Source organism: Pseudomonas sp. BTN1, assembly GCF_001907715.1.
Lineage (GTDB): Bacteria > Pseudomonadota > Gammaproteobacteria > Pseudomonadales > Pseudomonadaceae > Aquipseudomonas > Aquipseudomonas paracarnis.
On record NZ_MPBM01000011.1, the window covers coordinates 22084 to 38137 of the forward strand.

11 protein-coding genes are annotated in these 16054 nt (G+C 63.0%); 8 read left to right on the forward strand and 3 right to left on the reverse strand.

Translation table 11 applies throughout. The features are described 5' to 3' along the window. Window positions 1-21 precede the first annotated feature (21 nt). The 4 genes from ampD (at window position 22) to BMH52_RS05070 (ending at window position 4154) form a co-directional block, all read left to right on the forward strand. Window positions 22-585: a 1,6-anhydro-N-acetylmuramyl-L-alanine amidase AmpD gene (ampD, locus tag BMH52_RS05055; protein WP_014716878.1), complete on the forward strand. Its 564-nt coding sequence runs from the start codon at window positions 22-24 to the stop codon at window positions 583-585. Then, a complete protein-coding gene (gene ampE, locus BMH52_RS05060; RefSeq protein WP_014716879.1) occupies window positions 582-1418 on the forward strand; it encodes a regulatory signaling modulator protein AmpE in 837 nt (278 codons plus the stop codon). Before ampD ends, ampE begins: the two co-directional genes overlap by 4 nt. Before the next feature lie 1477 nt (window positions 1419-2895). Further along, complete coding sequence (locus BMH52_RS29925; RefSeq protein WP_370694795.1) at window positions 2896-3600, forward strand: methyl-accepting chemotaxis protein; 705 nt, start codon at window positions 2896-2898, stop codon at window positions 3598-3600. Between the two features lie 125 nt (window positions 3601-3725). Next, entirely contained in the window at window positions 3726-4154 is a 429-nt protein-coding gene (locus BMH52_RS05070; RefSeq protein ID WP_019816973.1) for a hypothetical protein, read from the forward strand. Here the strand turns inward: BMH52_RS05070 and BMH52_RS05075 are convergent. Together BMH52_RS05075 and cra are read right to left on the reverse strand one after the other, a co-directional pair. Continuing rightward, window positions 4101-4877: a TatD family hydrolase gene (locus BMH52_RS05075; protein WP_073843075.1), complete on the reverse strand. Its 777-nt coding sequence runs from the start codon at window positions 4875-4877 to the stop codon at window positions 4101-4103. The genes BMH52_RS05070 and BMH52_RS05075 overlap by 54 nt on opposite strands. 2 nt (window positions 4878-4879) lie before the next feature. Continuing rightward, the gene (gene cra / locus BMH52_RS05080) at window positions 4880-5875 is read right to left on the reverse strand and encodes a catabolite repressor/activator (RefSeq protein ID WP_072434167.1); all 996 of its coding nucleotides are present in this window, start codon (window positions 5873-5875) and stop codon (window positions 4880-4882) included. Between the two features lie 284 nt (window positions 5876-6159). Between cra and ptsP the strand changes: the two genes are divergently transcribed. The 4 genes from ptsP (at window position 6160) to BMH52_RS05100 (ending at window position 13392) form a co-directional block, all read left to right on the forward strand. Next, window positions 6160-9018, forward strand: coding sequence for a phosphoenolpyruvate--protein phosphotransferase (gene ptsP / locus BMH52_RS05085; RefSeq protein WP_073843077.1), 2859 nt, complete (start codon window positions 6160-6162; stop codon window positions 9016-9018). Further along, entirely contained in the window at window positions 9019-9939 is a 921-nt protein-coding gene (gene pfkB, locus BMH52_RS05090) for a 1-phosphofructokinase (protein WP_073843079.1), read from the forward strand. Between the two features lie 11 nt (window positions 9940-9950). Then, window positions 9951-11660 carry a PTS fructose-like transporter subunit IIB gene (locus BMH52_RS05095; RefSeq protein WP_073843081.1) on the forward strand — a complete coding sequence of 570 codons (1710 nt, stop codon included), beginning with the start codon at window positions 9951-9953 and terminating at the stop codon, window positions 11658-11660. A 190-nt stretch (window positions 11661-11850) separates the two neighbouring features. Beyond that, on the forward strand, window positions 11851-13392 hold the full coding sequence (locus BMH52_RS05100; protein WP_073843083.1) for an alkaline phosphatase: 1542 nt from the start codon (window positions 11851-11853) through the stop codon (window positions 13390-13392). A 117-nt stretch (window positions 13393-13509) separates the two neighbouring features. Here the strand turns inward: BMH52_RS05100 and BMH52_RS05105 are convergent, their stop codons facing one another. Continuing rightward, entirely contained in the window at window positions 13510-16035 is a 2526-nt protein-coding gene (locus tag BMH52_RS05105) for a sulfite reductase flavoprotein subunit alpha (RefSeq protein ID WP_073843085.1), read from the reverse strand. Window positions 16036-16054: the final 19 nt, after the last annotated feature.

Here is a 16054-nt window from a genome sequence, read left to right on the forward strand (position 1 = left end):
CGTCTCACTCAAGGAGCCTGTATGCAGTTGGACCCCGCCAGCGGTTGGTGCCAGGGCATTCGTCATTGCCCTTCGCCCAACTTCAACGAGCGCCCTGAAGGCGAAATCTCGCTGTTGGTGGTGCATAACATCAGTTTGCCTCCGGCGCAGTTCAACACCGGTAAGGTGCAGGAGTTTTTCCAGAACCGCCTGGATATCTCAGAACATCCCTACTTTGAAGGGATTGCCAGCCTACGGGTGTCTGCGCATTTTCTGATTGAACGTGACGGCACTGTGACGCAATTTGTTTCGTGCCGTGACCGGGCCTGGCATGCCGGTATTTCCGTCTTTGAGGGGCGCGAGATCTGCAACGATTTTTCTCTGGGAATCGAGCTGGAAGGTACGGATGACCTACCGTTCACCGATGCCCAGTATGCGGCGTTGATCGACTTGGCACGCCAACTGTTGGCCGCTTACCCCGCGATCACCCATCAACGTATTTGTGGTCACAGCGACATCGCTCCGGGTCGCAAGACCGACCCGGGCCCCGCTTTTGATTGGATGCGCTTTCGCAGCGCCCTGCAGGATGGAGGACACGAACGATGAGTTTCCTGGTGTTGGTGCTGGCGGTATGGATCGAGAAGTTCTCGGCCTTGCGCCTGCGGTTGCAGCGCGACGGTGGATGGCTGCGTGAGCTGGCCAAGCTGGAATCGAGCCCGCGCATGGGCAAGCGGCCCTGGTTGATCCTGCTGGTATTGGTGCTGCTGCCGGTGGCGTTGCTGGCGTTGTTGTTGCTGGTCCTGGAGCCAGTGGCCTATGGCCTGTTGGCATTGCCGGTGCACTTGCTGGTGGTGATCTACAGCCTGGGCCGTGGCGATCTATTGGCCGGGCTGGGGCCGTTTCGCGATGCCTGGCGGCGCGGTGACCTGCAAGCGGCCGAGCATGTGGCCGAACGCGACCTCAAGCTTGGCGCCGACAGTGGCGAGCAACTGCTGGAGCGTGTTCAGGGCTACCTGCTGTGGCAGGCGTATCAAAGCTTTTTCGCGGTGATTTTCTGGTATTTCCTGCTGGGCCCGGTGGCCGCCCTGGCGTACCGCCTGTTGGCGCTGGCCAGCGAAAACAGCCAGAACCCCTTGGTGGCCGAGCGCGCCACGCAATTGCGCCACGCGTTTGACTGGTTGCCGGTACGCCTGCTGGCGGCCAGCTTTGCCTTGGTGGGCAATTTCGTCGGGGTCAGCCGGGTGATGCTCCACGAACTGCTGAGCTGGGACATCAGCGCTGCCCAACTGATGGAAAAAGTCGGCCTGGCCGCCGCGGAAATTCCTCCCCCCGTGGTGGGGGCCGATGGCATCAACAGCCTGGATCGCCTGTGGGAGCTGCTGCTACGTGCGGCAGTGCTGTGGTATGCCGGGTTTGCCATCTGGACGGTGTTGCCCTGAGTAATAGCGGCGGGGTGCATCCATCACTCCCGCCGTTAACCTTACGTTACAAAACTCCCTTTCGAATTGAGCTATACAGATAGAGCGCCAAATAGTGGCTATCTGCCGTCGCCCTGCGCCTCAATAAAAATAAAAGAAGGGGAGGTCACCTGTGAAGAGCTTGCTTTATCCCGCCGTCGCGCTGATGAACCGCCTGAGCTTCGGCATGAAGTTCAGCCTGATCAGCGTGCTGTTCCTGCTGCCGATGCTGGCGACCAACTATTACCTGGTGCGCGACTCGTGGCGCGAATACCAGGGCACCCGCGTCGAACTGCAAAGCCTTGACCTGCTCGGCAGCAGTCTGGCGTTGCGTCGGGAGTTGGAAACCCTCAACAACCAGGTACAGATCAACGCCACCCTCGGCCAGTCAGGCAAAGCGGCAGACCTGGAGGCCAGGATCAGCGCCTTGGAAGCCAGTGTAGTGGAGCGCTTGCAGGGCTTGCACGCGATCGCGACCCAGCCCGAGCACGTTGCCGTCTTCGACAGTAAGCGCGATGAGTTGATCGCTGCGTTCAAGGCTCAGCAACAGGAAACCTCGTTGCTCAACAAAGCAGCGTTGATCGGCAAGTTACTCAACCAGGCCCAGATGTTCAGCCAGATTATTGCCAGCCAGGCCGGCTTGAACCGTGATCCGCAAAGTGATCTGCGCCAGCTCAGCGACTTGGTCACCACCGTCACCCCTCAGGTCACCCAGGCCTTGGGTGAAGGCCGTGCGATGGGCGCGTACTCCCTGGGGCAGGGCTTTATCAATTCGTCCTCCAGTACCCGTTTTGACGAACTGCTGCAGCAGTTGGAAAAACTCCATGGTGAATATGGCCTGAAGCTGCAGGACGCGCTGGGCGCCAGCAAGGCCGCGCACGCCGCCCTCGAGGTGTCGGCGCAAGCCAGCCAGGCGAGCCTCAAGCAAGGCAGTGAGTTTTTCGAAGAGCAGGTGGTGATGGCCGAAACCCTCGACGCGCCTTGGCAGGGGTTTTATGACGGCGTCAGCCAACTAATGGCCAAGACCTATCAATTGGATGACGCCACCCTGGCGTTCCTCGGGCAGCAGTTGCAGCAGCGCCTGGCGCAGAACCGTCTGCACATGGTGTTGCTGGTCACGGCCCTGGCGACGGTGTTTGCGCTGATTTTCTATCTCTATGCCGGTTTCTTTGTTTCCACTCGCACCACCTTGCGCCGCCTGGGGGCGATGATGGACAAAGTGGCGGCGGGCGATATGACCGTCACTTTCGTTGCGCAAAGCCGTGACGAATTGGGCGACCTGGGCCAGGTGTTCAATGGCACCGTGGCCAAGATTCATGACCTGATCGAGCGCGTTGGGCATACGGTCAGCCAGGTGGAGTTGCAGGCCGGCCAGGTGCAGGCGGTGTCGGCACAGAGTAACCAGGCGGTGTCCGGCCAGCGCAGCCAGATCGAACAAGTAGCGACGGCGATGAACCAGATGTCCGCCACCGCCCAAGAGGTGGCGCGCAGCGCGGCGGCGGCGGTCAGCAGTGCCCAGAGCGTCAATGATGAAACGGTCAGCGGGCGTGCGCTGGTGCAATCCCAGCAAGGCGGCATCGCACGCCTGGCGGCGGAGATCGACGATTCGGTGCGGGTGATCAACCAGCTGGCAGCCGACAGCCAGTCCATCAGCAGCGTTTTGGAAGTGATCAAGAGCATTGCCGAGCAGACCAACCTGCTGGCGCTCAACGCGGCCATCGAAGCCGCGCGCGCCGGTGACCAAGGGCGCGGGTTTGCGGTGGTGGCCGACGAGGTGCGCACTCTGGCTCGGCGCACCCAGCACTCTACCGAGGAAATCGAGCAGATGATCAGCCGCTTGCACAGCGGCGTCGGCGCGGCGGTGAAGGCTATGGGCAGCAGCCATGAGATGGCCAATGGCACGGTGGGGCAGTCGGAAAAAGTCCAGCAAGCCCTGGAAAATATCCTGGGAGCGGTAGGGATGATCGTCGACCAGAACCAGCAGATCGCCGCCGCCGTGGAACAGCAAACGGCGGTCGCCCACGACATCGACCAGAACATTGTCGAAATCAACCGTGCTGGCGAGCATGCAGCGCAAGGCGCCCAGCACACGGAAGCGGCCAGTCGGCAGTTGGCAATCCAGGTGGTTGAGTTGAAGCAATTGATTGGTGCGTTTCGGGTGTAGGGAGGTTCTGAAGGATGTAGCTACCGACCCTGTGGCCGATGTCTTGATTTGCCTGGGCGTGTTTTATCGCGGCGTGAATAGGTGAAAATTTATTTCATCCGTCACGGTCACGAGGAGACACGACGATGGCCGCTGCAATCGGTATCAAAGGGCATTGCGCCCAGTGCGACATGACGTTTGAACTCAAGCCTTGGCAACTGAATGCCATTGCCATTGATGTGCCTTTTGACTGTACGTATTGCCACTCGGGGTTGCAGTTGGGGTGCGCCAAGCAGTTGCGGCAGTTCAGGGCCCTGGACCAATGGGCGCTGGTGCGGCCGAGCATGATCATGCTGACATGCGCGACCTTGCTGGTGGCCTTGTTCGCTGAATGGTTGGGGCTGCTCAGTGTGATCGGGCAACTGAACGTTTCGCTGGTCGCCGTGCTGATCCATTTGCTGGTGGTGCGCTATGCCCGGCATCGACAGACAATGATCTTGAAGTTGCAGGTGATCAGTCCGCTACCAGTTGAACAGCTCGCACGCATTGCGTGTGCTCGTCTCAGCGAGCGATAGAGGGCTGATACCCATGCGCTCGGCCAGGGCCGTGCAGATATCTGGCAGATGCTGCGGGCTATTGCGCTGGTTGGGGTACATGGCCGGAGCCATATCCGGCGCATCGGTTTCCAGCACCACGGCGTCGAGTGGCAACTGCGCCAGTACCCGGTGCATGCGCAGCGCCTGGGGCCAGGTGGCAGCGCCACCCAGGCCCAGTTTGAACCCCAGCTTGATGTACTCGCGCGCCTCTTCAGCGCTGCCAGCGAACGCGTGGATGATGCCGCCTCTGGGCACGCGGATGCGCTTGAGGGTGGCAATCACGGCGGCGTGGCTGCGGCGAACGTGGAGCAAGGCCGGCAGTTGGAAATCCACCGCGAGTTTCAGTTGGGCTTCAAATAACTGTTGCTGGCGCTGGTGGTCCAACTGTTCGAGAAAGTAATCCAGGCCAATTTCGCCCACGGCGCACAGTTGCCGGTGGCCATGCAGGCGCGTCAACCAGTCGCCCAGCTCCAGCAGGTCGGCGGGGCGATGCTCATCGAGATACACCGGGTGCAAGCCGAAGGCGGCGAACAAGCCTTCGTCCTGTTGCACCAAGTCCCACAGCCGCTGCCAATTTTTCTGGTACACCCCCAGCACCACCAGGCGCCGCACGCCGAGTTCACGGCTGTGGGCAAGGACGTGCGAGCGATCCTGGTCGAAGTCCTCGAAGTCCAGGTGCGTGTGGGTGTCGATCAGCTCCACGCTCAGGCCTCGTGGATACGCTGCTTGAAGGTCCGGCCAATCGCATGCACGCCGGGTTGGTACTGTTCTTCTTCAATGGCGGCCAGGGCCAGGCGCAGGGCGGTCTCGGCAATCAATTGATGTTGCTGGGCCATGGCGTTGACCGGCAGCGGGAGGAAATCCAGCAACTGGGTATCGCCGAAGGTGCCCAGGCGCAGGGGACGTGACTTGAGGGGGAAGTCATGCAGCGCATCAAACACGCCTTGCAGCAGTACGTAGGAGGTGGTTACCAGCGCGTCCGGCAAATGCCCCAGGCGTTGCAGCAGTTGCTCCATCAGCTCTCGGCCGCAGTCACGACTGAAGGCTTCGCCCTGTTCGATAATCTCTTCGCCCGTAAAGCCTTGCAGCGCATCACGGAAACCGGCGGTACGTGCCTGGCTGATGCTCAGCTCGGGCCGCGCGCCAATCAGTGCGATCTGCTTGGGCAACGGTTGCAGCAGGCTGCTGGTGAGTTGCCTGCAGGCCTGGTGGTCGTCGCTGACCACGGAGCAGAACTGGTTCGGCTCCATCTCCCGGTCGATGGCAATCACCGGCAGCCCCTTGGCCTGCAGCTCGCGATAGCTGTCATCGCTGGCTGGCAGGCAACTGGCGACGAACAACGCATCGCAACGCCGCGCCCGGAACAGTTGCAGCAGTTGGCGTTCGCTGTCCGCTTCATCATCGGAGCTGGCGATCAGCAACTGATAGCCCCGCGCCCGTGCCCCTTGTTCCAGCAGTTTGGCGATGCGTGCGTAGCTGGGGTTTTCCAGGTCTGGCAGGATGAACCCCAAGGTTCGCGTATGCCGACTGCGCAGCCCGGCGGCTTGAGGGTTGGGGGTAAAGCCATGGGCTTGGACCACGGCACGCACACGCTCAACGGTTGCGTTGCTGATGCGCTGCTGTTCGGCCTTGCCGTTGATGACATAGCTGGCGGTGGTAACGGACACACCGGCCAGACGTGCGATATCACTGAGTTTCAAACCGGGATTTCCTTGTTTTTTGGCGCTCGCCCCGACATTTTGTCCAATCGTAACCGATTCCAGCATTCGACCAATGTCCCACAGCAAGCGCCGAGTGGCCCTTCAAGCTTGCGCAATTAACGCGTAATCTGCCATAAATTCTAGATTAAACGTTTCAGCAAGCGTATTTTTACGATGTTCGCCACTGAGTGACCACTGCCAATTGACCGCTCAGTCAGTTAATTTTGAACCTATTTACCTACAACAATACCTAGTGCGCCCGTCGCACTAACTAGGAGAACGGCATGCTTGAGCTCACTGTAGAGCAGATATCCATGGGCCAGGTGGCTGTGGATAAATCTGCTGCCTTGCACCTGCTCGCTGACAAACTGGTGGCCGATGGCCTGGTTGCCGAAGGTTATCTCAGTGGCCTGCAAGCCCGTGAAGCCCAAGGCTCGACCTTTCTCGGCCAAGGCATCGCTATTCCCCACGGCACGCCAGAAACCCGCGAGCAGGTGTTTTCCACTGGTGTGCGCCTGCTGCAGTTCCCGGAAGGGGTGGACTGGGGCGATGGCCAGATCGTCTACCTGGCGATTGGCATCGCGGCTAAATCCGATGAACACCTGCGCCTGTTGCAACTGCTCACCCGTGCCCTCGGCGAAACCGACCTGGGCCAGGCGTTGCGCCGTGCCGGCAGCGCCGAAGCGCTGTTGAAACTGTTGCAAGGCGCGCCCCAGGAACTGGCGCTGGATGCGCAGATGATCAGCCTGGGCGTGTCGGCCGATGATTTTGAAGAGTTGGTGTGGCGCGGTGCGCGCCTGCTGCGCCAGGCCGACTGCGTGAGCAATGGCTTTGCAGCCGTATTGCAGCAGGTCGACGCGCTGCCCCTGGGCGATGGCCTGTGGTGGTTGCACAGCGAGCAGACGGTCAAGCGTCCGGGCCTGGCCTTTGTGACGCCGGACAAACCCATGCGTTACCTCGGCCAGCCCCTGCACGGCCTGTTCTGCCTGGCGAGCCTCGGTGAAGCGCACCAGACCCTGCTTGAACGCCTGTGTGCCTTGCTCATTGAAGGGCGCGGCCAGGAGTTGGGGCGCGCCACCAGCAGCCGCGCGGTGCTGGAAGTGCTGGGCGGTGAACTGCCGCCGGACTGGCCCAGCGCCCGTATTACCCTGGCCAACGCCCACGGCCTGCACGCGCGCCCGGCCAAGATCCTGGCGCAATTGGCGAAAAGTTTTGATGGCGATATCCGCGTGCGCATCGTCGATGGCGCGGTGGGCGCCGTGTCGGTCAAAAGCCTGAGCAAGTTGCTCAGCCTCGGCGCACGTCGTGGCCAGGTGCTGGAGTTTGTGGCCGAGCCGACGGTGGCCGGTGATGCACTGCCCGCCCTCTTGGCCGCCGTGCAAGAGGGCCTTGGCGAAGAGGTCGAGCCCTTGCCCACCGTGAGCGCACAGCCAGCACAGGTCGATATCGAACCGTTGCTCAGCGCGCCACTGAGCGGTAGCCAACTCCAGGCCATTGCCGCCGCACCGGGTATCGCCATCGGCCCGGCCCATATCCAGGTGCCGCAAGTGTTCGATTACCCGTTGCGCGGTGAGTCCGCCGCCGCCGAACGCCAGCGTCTGCACACGGCCTTGAGCGAGGTGCGCACGGATATCCAGGGCTTGATCGAGCGTAGCCAGGCCAAGGCCATCCGCGAGATTTTCATCACGCACCAGGAAATGCTCGACGACCCGGAACTCACCGACGAGGTCGACACCCGCCTCAAGCAAGGCGAAAGCGCCGAAGCCGCCTGGATGAGCGTGATCGAAGCCGCCGCCAAACAGCAGGAAGCCTTGCAGGATGCCTTGCTGGCCGAGCGTGCTGCCGACTTGCGCGACATCGGCCGCCGCGTGCTGGCCCAGTTGTGCGGCGTCCAAAGCGTGCAGGAACCGAGCGAGCCCTACATCCTGGTGATGGAAGAGGTCGGCCCTTCGGACGTGGCGCGCCTGGACCCGGCCCGCGTTGCCGGCATTCTCACCGCCCGGGGCGGCGCCACCGCTCACAGCGCCATTGTCGCCCGCGCTTTGGGCATTCCGGCCTTGGTCGGCGCTGGCGCTGCCGTGTTATTGCTCAACGCGGGCACGCCGCTGTTGCTCGATGGCCAGCGCGGCCGCCTTCATGTGGACCCCGACGCCGCCACCCTGCAACGGGCCACCGTGGAGCGCGACAGCCGCGAGCAGCGCTTGCAAGCCGCTTCGGCCCAACGCCATGAACCGGCGCTGACCCGCGACGGACACGCCGTGGAAGTGTTCGCCAACATTGGCGAAAGCGCCGGGGTGGCCAGTGCCGTGGAGCAGGGCGCCGAAGGCATTGGCCTGCTGCGCACCGAACTGATTTTCATGGCCCACCCCCAGGCGCCGGACGAGGCCACCCAGGAGGCCGAATACCGTCGCGTACTCGACGGCCTCAATGGTCGCCCGTTGGTGGTGCGCACCCTGGATGTGGGCGGCGACAAGCCTTTGCCCTATTGGCCGATCGCCGAAGAGGAAAACCCCTTCCTGGGTGTGCGCGGCATTCGCCTGACGTTGCAACGCCCGCAGATCATGGAAGCGCAACTGCGGGCGCTGCTGCGTGCTGCGGATAACCGCCCGCTGCGCATCATGTTCCCCATGGTCGGCAGCGTGGATGAGTGGCGCGCCGCCCGGGACATGACCGAGCGCCTGCGCCTGGAGATCCCGGTGGCGGACCTGCAACTGGGGATCATGATCGAAGTGCCTTCAGCCGCGTTGTTGGCGCCGGTCCTCGCCAAGGAAGTCGACTTCTTCAGCGTCGGCACCAACGACCTGACCCAATACACCCTGGCCATCGACCGCGGGCACCCGACCCTGTCGGCCCAGGCCGATGGCTTGCATCCGGCAGTCCTGCAACTGATCGACATCACCGTGCGCGCCGCCCATGCCCACGGCAAATGGGTAGGTGTGTGCGGCGAGTTGGCGGCGGACCCGCTGGCGGTGCCGGTGCTGGTCGGCCTGGGCGTGGATGAGTTGAGCGTGTCGGCCCGCAGCATTCCTGAAGTGAAGGCGCGGGTGCGTGAATTCAGTCTGAGCGAGGCCCAGGGCCTGGCGCAACAAGCACTGGCAGTGGGTTCGCCCGCCGAAGTGCGTGCCCTAGTGGAGGCCGTGTAGATGGCAAATATTCTGACCCTGACGCTGAACCCGGCGTTGGACCTCACGGTACGTCTGGCGCACCTGCAACCCGGTGAGGTCAATCGCAGTGAAGCGATGCTCACCCACGCGGCCGGCAAAGGCGTGAATGTGGCGCAAGTGCTGACGGACCTGGGCCATTACGTCAGCGTGGGCGGGTTCCTCGGCAGTGCCAACCCCCAGGCTTTCAATGCGCTGATCAAGCGCCGTGGGTTTGGCGATGCCTTCATCCGGGTTCCCGGCGAAACCCGGAGCAATATCAAGATTGCCGAACAGGATGGGCGTGTCACCGACATCAATGCACCGGGGCCGCTGGTGACTGAAGAGGCGCTAAAAGCGCTGCTCAAGATGGTCGCGATCATTGGCCCGGAGTTCGATGCGGTCGTGGTGGCCGGTAGCTTGCCGCGCGGCGTCAGCCCGCAGTGGTTTAAAGGTTTGCTGGAGGCGTTGAAAGACCTCGGTTTGAAAATCGCCCTGGACACAAGCGGCGAAGCGCTGCGCCTGGGGTTGGAGGTTGGCCCGTGGCTGGTCAAACCCAATACCGAAGAGTTGGCCGAGGCCTTGGGTAACGCCACCGATGCCATCAGCCGCCTGCATCAGCAAGGCGTCGAACATGTGGTGGTCTCCGACGGGGCCGCAGGTGTGACCTGGTACCGCCCGGGTGCGGCGCTGCATGCCACGCCGCCCAAGGTGGCAGTGGCCAGTACCGTGGGTGCCGGCGACTCGCTGCTAGCCGGGATGCTCCACGGTTTGCTCAGTGGCGACACGCCGGAGCACACCCTGCGCCGGGCCACGGCGATTGCCGCGATGGCGGTGACACAGATCGGTTTTGGCATCAGCGATGACGCCCAGTTGGCGCATCTCGAAAGCGGCGTCGAAGTACGCACGCTGACAGAACAATAAGAGGGTTTGTGATGAAGTTAGCCATTGTTACCGCCTGCCCGAACGGCATGGTCACCAGTGTGCTGTGCGCCCGCTTGTTGGACGCCGCCGCCCAGCGCATGGGCTTGCACACCAGTGTTGAAGTCGTCGATGTGCAGCGTCCGGAGCGCCAGTTGTCCCAGGCGACGATTGATGATGCCGAGTGGGTGCTGCTGGTCAGCAGTACCCCGGTGGATATGCAGCGGTTTGTCGGCAAGCGTGTGTTCCAGAGCACGCCGGCCCAGGCGTTGGCGGATGTCGAAGGCGTACTGCGCCGGGGCGCCGAAGAAGCCCAGGTGTATGTCGCCGACGCCGCCCCGGTGGCGGCCAAGGCTGCGCCGCGTATCGTCGCGATTACCGCGTGCCCCACCGGTGTGGCCCACACGTTCATGGCCGCCGAAGCCTTGCAGCAGACTGCTCAGCGCCTGGGTTATGACCTGCAGGTCGAAACCCAGGGCTCGGTGGGCGCTCGCACCCCGTTGAGCTCGCAAGCGATTGCCGATGCCGATGTGGTGTTGCTCGCGGCGGATATCGAAGTGGCCACCGAGCGTTTCGCCGGCAAGAAGATTTACCGCTGTGGCACCGGCATTGCCCTCAAGCAATCCGAAGCCATCCTCAACAAAGCCCTGGCCGAAGGCGCGGTGGAAAGCGCGGCCGGCGGTGCACCGGCCAAGGCGGAGAAAACCGGCGTCTACAAACACCTGCTCACCGGCGTGTCGTATATGTTGCCGATGGTGGTGGCGGGGGGCTTGCTGATCGCCTTGTCGTTTGTGTTCGGCATCCATGCTTTCGAGCAGCCCGGCACCTTGGCGGCGGCGCTCAAATCCGTGGGTGACCAGGCGTTCCTGTTGATGGTGCCGCTGCTGGCGGGCTACATCGCCTACTCGATTGCCGACCGTCCTGGCCTTGCGCCCGGCATGATCGGCGGGCTGCTGGCGGGGACGCTGGGGGCTGGGTTTATCGGCGGCATCCTGGCCGGTTTCGTCGCCGGATATTGCGTCAAGCTGATCAGCCGCACGGTGCAACTGCCTCAGAGCCTGGAAGCGCTCAAGCCGATCCTGATCATCCCGTTATTGGCGAGCCTGTTTACCGGCTTGGTGATGATCTACCTGGTGGGCCCACCGGTCGCCCGCTTGCTCACGGGCCTGACGGATTTCCTCAGCACCATGGGTACCACCAACGCGGTGCTGCTGGGCATTCTGCTCGGCGGCATGATGTGTGTGGATTTGGGCGGGCCGATCAACAAGGCGGCCTATGCGTTCTCGGTTGGCCTGCTGGCCGCGTCGAGCGGCGCGCCGATGGCCGCGACCATGGCCGCCGGCATGGTGCCGCCGATTGGCATGGGCATCGCCACGTTGCTGGCCCGGCGCAAGTTCGCCCAGACCGAGCGCGAGGCCGGCAAGGCGGCGATGATCCTGGGGCTGTGCTTTATCTCTGAAGGCGCGATTCCCTTCGCCGCCAAAGACCCGCTGCGCGTCATTCCGGCCAGCATCGCCGGTGGCGCGTTGACCGGTGCGCTGTCGATGTACTTCGGCTGCAAACTCGCCGCGCCCCATGGCGGGTTGTTTGTGCTGGTGATTCCGAATGCGATGAACCATGCGTTGTTGTACTTGTTGGCGATTGTGGCGGGCAGTGTGTTGACCGGTTTGGTGTATGCCGTGCTCAAGCGACCGGAAGCGGCTGAACTGGCCGTGACTGCCTGACACTGGCAGAAAATGTGGGAGCTGGCTTGCCTGCGATAGCCTCGACGGGGTTTGCCTGATACACCGAGGTGTTTGCATCGCAGGCAAGCCAGCTCCCACAGGTGAACTCGACCGTTCTGCTAATCGGTGTCACATCCGCTTCATCCCATCATGCTTTAGTGGCCCTTTTGATACTCAAGAGGGCACCTGCATGAGCCACTTCGATCTCGGTCGCCGCCGTGTGATGCAAGCCGTGGGCGCTGGCCTGTTGTTGCCGGGCCTGGCGCCGGCGGTGATCGCTTCGGTGAAGGACCGACCCCAACTCACTGACGGCGTGCAATCGGGCGACCTGCAGGGCGATCGCGCAATGATCTGGAGCCGCAGTGACCGCCCGGCGAAGATGGTGGTGGAGTGGGATACCCGCAGCGTGTTCAGCAACCCGCGCCGATTCGTCTCGCCCCTGGCCGACAGCCGCACCGACTTTACCGCCCGTGTCGAGCTCACCGGGCTGCCGGTCGACCAGGCGATTTTCTACCGCGTGCATTTCGAAGACGCCCAGACCGGCATTGCCAGTGAACCCTGGTTCGGCCACTTGCGTAGCGTGCCGCAACAGCGGCGTGACATCCGTTTTGTGTGGAGCGGCGACACTGTCGGCCAAGGCTTCGGCATCAACCCGGACATCGGTGGCATGCGCATCTATGAAGCCATGCGCCTGCGCCTGCCGGACTTTTTTATCCACAGCGGCGACACCATCTATGCCGACGGCCCGGTCCCCGCGCAGCTCACCACTGAAGGCGGGCGCATCTGGCGCAACATTACCACTGAAGCCAAAAGCAAAGTCGCGGAAACCCTCGATGAATATCGCGGTAATTACCGCTACAACCTGCTGGATGAAAACGTGCGCCGCTTCAATGCCGAGGTACCGCAGATCTGGCAGTGGGACGATCACGAGGTGATCAACAACTGGTCATCGAGCAAGCAGTTGGATGAGCGTTACCAGACCCGCGACATCAATACCTTGGTGGGCCGTGCCCGCCAGGCCTGGCTGGAATATTCACCCATGCGCCGACAGAGCGCCGACGGTGGCGGGCGCATTTATCGCAAGCTCAGTTATGGGCCGCTGCTGGATGTGTTTGTGTTGGATATGCGCAGCTATCGTGGGCCGAATGATGACAACCTGGGCGCGGAAAAGCCCTTCCTCGGGCGGGAACAGTTGGACTGGCTCAAACGCGGGCTCAAGGCCTCGCAAGCGCAGTGGAAGGTGGTCGCCGCCGACATGCCCATCGGTCTGGGCGTGCCCGACGGTGAAGTCAGCCCCGGCGTGGCGCGTTGGGAAGCTATCGCCAATGGCGACCCTGGCCCGGCGCAAGGGCGTGAGCTGGAGATCGCCGAACTGCTGGGGTTCCTGCATGAGCATAAGGTGCGCAACCACGTGTGGCTGACGGCCGATGTGCATTACTGTGCAGCGCATCACTATCACCCTGACCGTGCGACGTTCCAGGATTTTGAGCCGTTCTGGGAGTTTGTGGCAGGGCCGTTGAATGCTGGGAGTTTCGGGCCCAACCCACTGGATAAAACCTTTGGCCCGCACGTGGTGTTCCAGAAGGCGCCACCGGCGCAGAATACCTCGCCGTTTGCGGGCTTTCAGTTTTTTGGTGAAGTGCAGATAGATGGGCAGACGGCGGAGTTGACGGTGATGCTACGGGACTTGGACGGGGTTTCAGTGCTCGAGCAAAAACTGCAACCGGCCTGATCGTTCCCACGCTCTGCGTGGGAACGCATCCTGTGACGCTCCGCGTCACGCCGTCAAGAGCGGACGCGGAGCGTCCAGGGGCGGCATTCCCACGCGGAGCGTGGGAACGATCAAATATCAATAAACATCCCTGCGATAGCGACCCTGTTCGATCAGGCGCTCCAGCGCCTCCTTGCCCACGATGTCTGCCAGTGCCTGATCCACCCCCGTCGCCATCCCCTGCAAGCTGCCACACACATAAATCGCTGCGCCGTCCGCGAGCCATTTGCGCAGCACATCCGCTGACTCGCGCAGGCGATCCTGTACGTAGATCTTCTCCTCTTGATCGCGGGAAAATGCCAGGTCCAGCAGGGCCAGGTCTCCACTGGCGAGCCAGCCTTGCAGTTCGTCCTGGCACAGGTAGTCGTGGGCGATATTGCGCTCGCCGAACAGCAGCCAGTTTCGCTGCTGGCCGCCGGCAATACGCGCCTTGAGCAAGCTACGCAGGCCCGCCAGGCCGGTGCCGTTGCCCAGCAGAATCAGTGGCACAGGCGCGTCGGGCAAATGGAAGCCGCTGTTGCGCCGCAGGCGCAGGCTGATGGCCGAGCCGAGGGCGGCGTGTTCAGTCAGCCAGCCAGAGCCAAGCCCCAGGCTGCCGTCGGGGTGGCGTTCCTGGCGCACGATCAACTCCACCACGCCGTCGCTGGCAATCGAGGCGATGGAGTATTCGCGCATGCCCAGTGGGACCAGCGCGTCCACCAACGCCTGGGCGTGCAGGCCGACCAGGTGCGTGCGGTTGTCCGGCAGTTGGCGCGTGGCCAGGGCCTGATCAAGGGTGTGGGCCACGCCGTCGATCACCACACCGTCGCTGCCGACCAAGCCCAGGCCGGCCAGGAAGTGTTCGATGGCCCAGGGGCAATTGCGCGGCAGGACTTCCACCAGGTCGCCGGCCAGCCAGCTGTGTGCAGACGTGGATGTGAGGCCCAGCAGGTAGACGGGCGAGCCGACACTGTCGGGGTTGAGCAGGGTGCGTTGGCTCAGGGTCCAGTTTTCGTACTGGGCCGTCGGCCAGGCCGCTGCCGGCGCATGCCCGGTGAGCTGGCCCAGTTGCTGTTGCCAGGTGTGCAGGGCCACTGCGTCGCCGCTGTCGACTTCCACCGGGGCAAACAGCGGGGTGCCGCCCTGGTTGGTCAGCCAGAAATGCAGGCGCCGGGCAAAGCCGCAAAAATGTTCGTACTGCCGGTCACCCAGGGCCAGCACCGAGTAGTTCAAGCCTGTGAGGGGCAGCGAATGGCCGAGCACGCTGCGCTCGAAACCTCGGGCGCTGTCGGGGGCTTCGCCGTCGCCAAAGGTACTGACCACAAACAGCGCGTTCTGTGATTGGCTGAGGTCGTCGCGGCTGACACTGCCCAGGGGCTGCACCTTCACCGCCAGGCCCGCAGCCTGCAGTTGCCCGGCCGTTTGCCAGGCCAGTTGTTCGGCAAAGCCGCTCTGGCTGGCGAAGCCGATCAGCCAGGCCGGGGCATTGCTGTGGTTATCTGTCAAACCTTTGCGGGCATCGCGGACCTGGCGCTTTTTGCGGCGTCGGTCGAGGTACAGCAGCCAGCCCGTGATGAAAAACAGCGGCATAAGCAGTGAGCTGACGGTGAGGACGATGCGCCCGACCAGGCCGAAATAGCTGCCGGTGTGCAGCGCATACACACTGGTCAGCAACTGCGCCTTGAGGCTTTTGCTGGCGTAGCGCTCGTGGGATTTGACCTCGCCGGTGGCCGGGTCCAGGTTGATCTGGTTCAGCGCACGGTCATGGGGCGATGAAGTGAGCAGGTAATACACGGTGGCCGGTTGCCCGGCGACCGCGGGCATCCGAATGTTGTAGGCGCTCAAGTCGGGGCCGGCGTTGCTGTAGATGCTGCTCCAGATCGCGTCATAGTTGGCCACCGGAGCCGGGCCTGAGGGCGGGGGACCGCGCTTGCGCATGCGCTCGTTCTGCGGCGCGTCGGACAGCAGTTTGGTCACGCCACGGTTGTACCAGTCGTAGGACCAATACAGCCCGGTCAGCGCCGCCAAAAGATAAAACAGCAGGCACCAGGTGCCGAATACCGAGTGCAGGTCCCAATTGAAGCTGCGGCCCTTTTTGCGCCAGTCCAGGGTCAGCCAGACGCGCCAGCTTTTCACCTGGCGCGGCCAGCGCAGGTACAGGCCGGAGAGGCAGAAGAACAGCAGGATCAGGGTGCAGGCGCCGGTGATATTGCGCCCGGTGTCACCGATGGCGAGGAAGCGGTGCAATTGCAGGATAAAACCGAACAGGTCCTGGCCGACCGCGTCACCCATGTAGTCGCCGGTGTACGGGTCAAAGTAGCGCATCTGGCCACGGCGCTCGCCCGGTGGCGGGGTGAAGGACACGCGGCCGGCGTTGCCGCTCTCGCTTTCTACCCACAGCATAGCCACGGTCTTGCCTTCGGCCGCTTCCAATTTGCGTACCAGCTCGGCGGGCGGCAGTACACCGGCCTCGCGTTTCTGCACGCTCAACACGGTGGGGTTGAGCGCCCGCAGGATCTCGTCCTGAAACGAGTACGCTGCCCCGGTGACCCCCATCAAGGCCAGCACCAGCCCGGCAGTGATGCCGAAGAACCAATGCAACTGGAACAGGGTTTTCTTCAACACGTCGGAGCGCCTCGCTTAG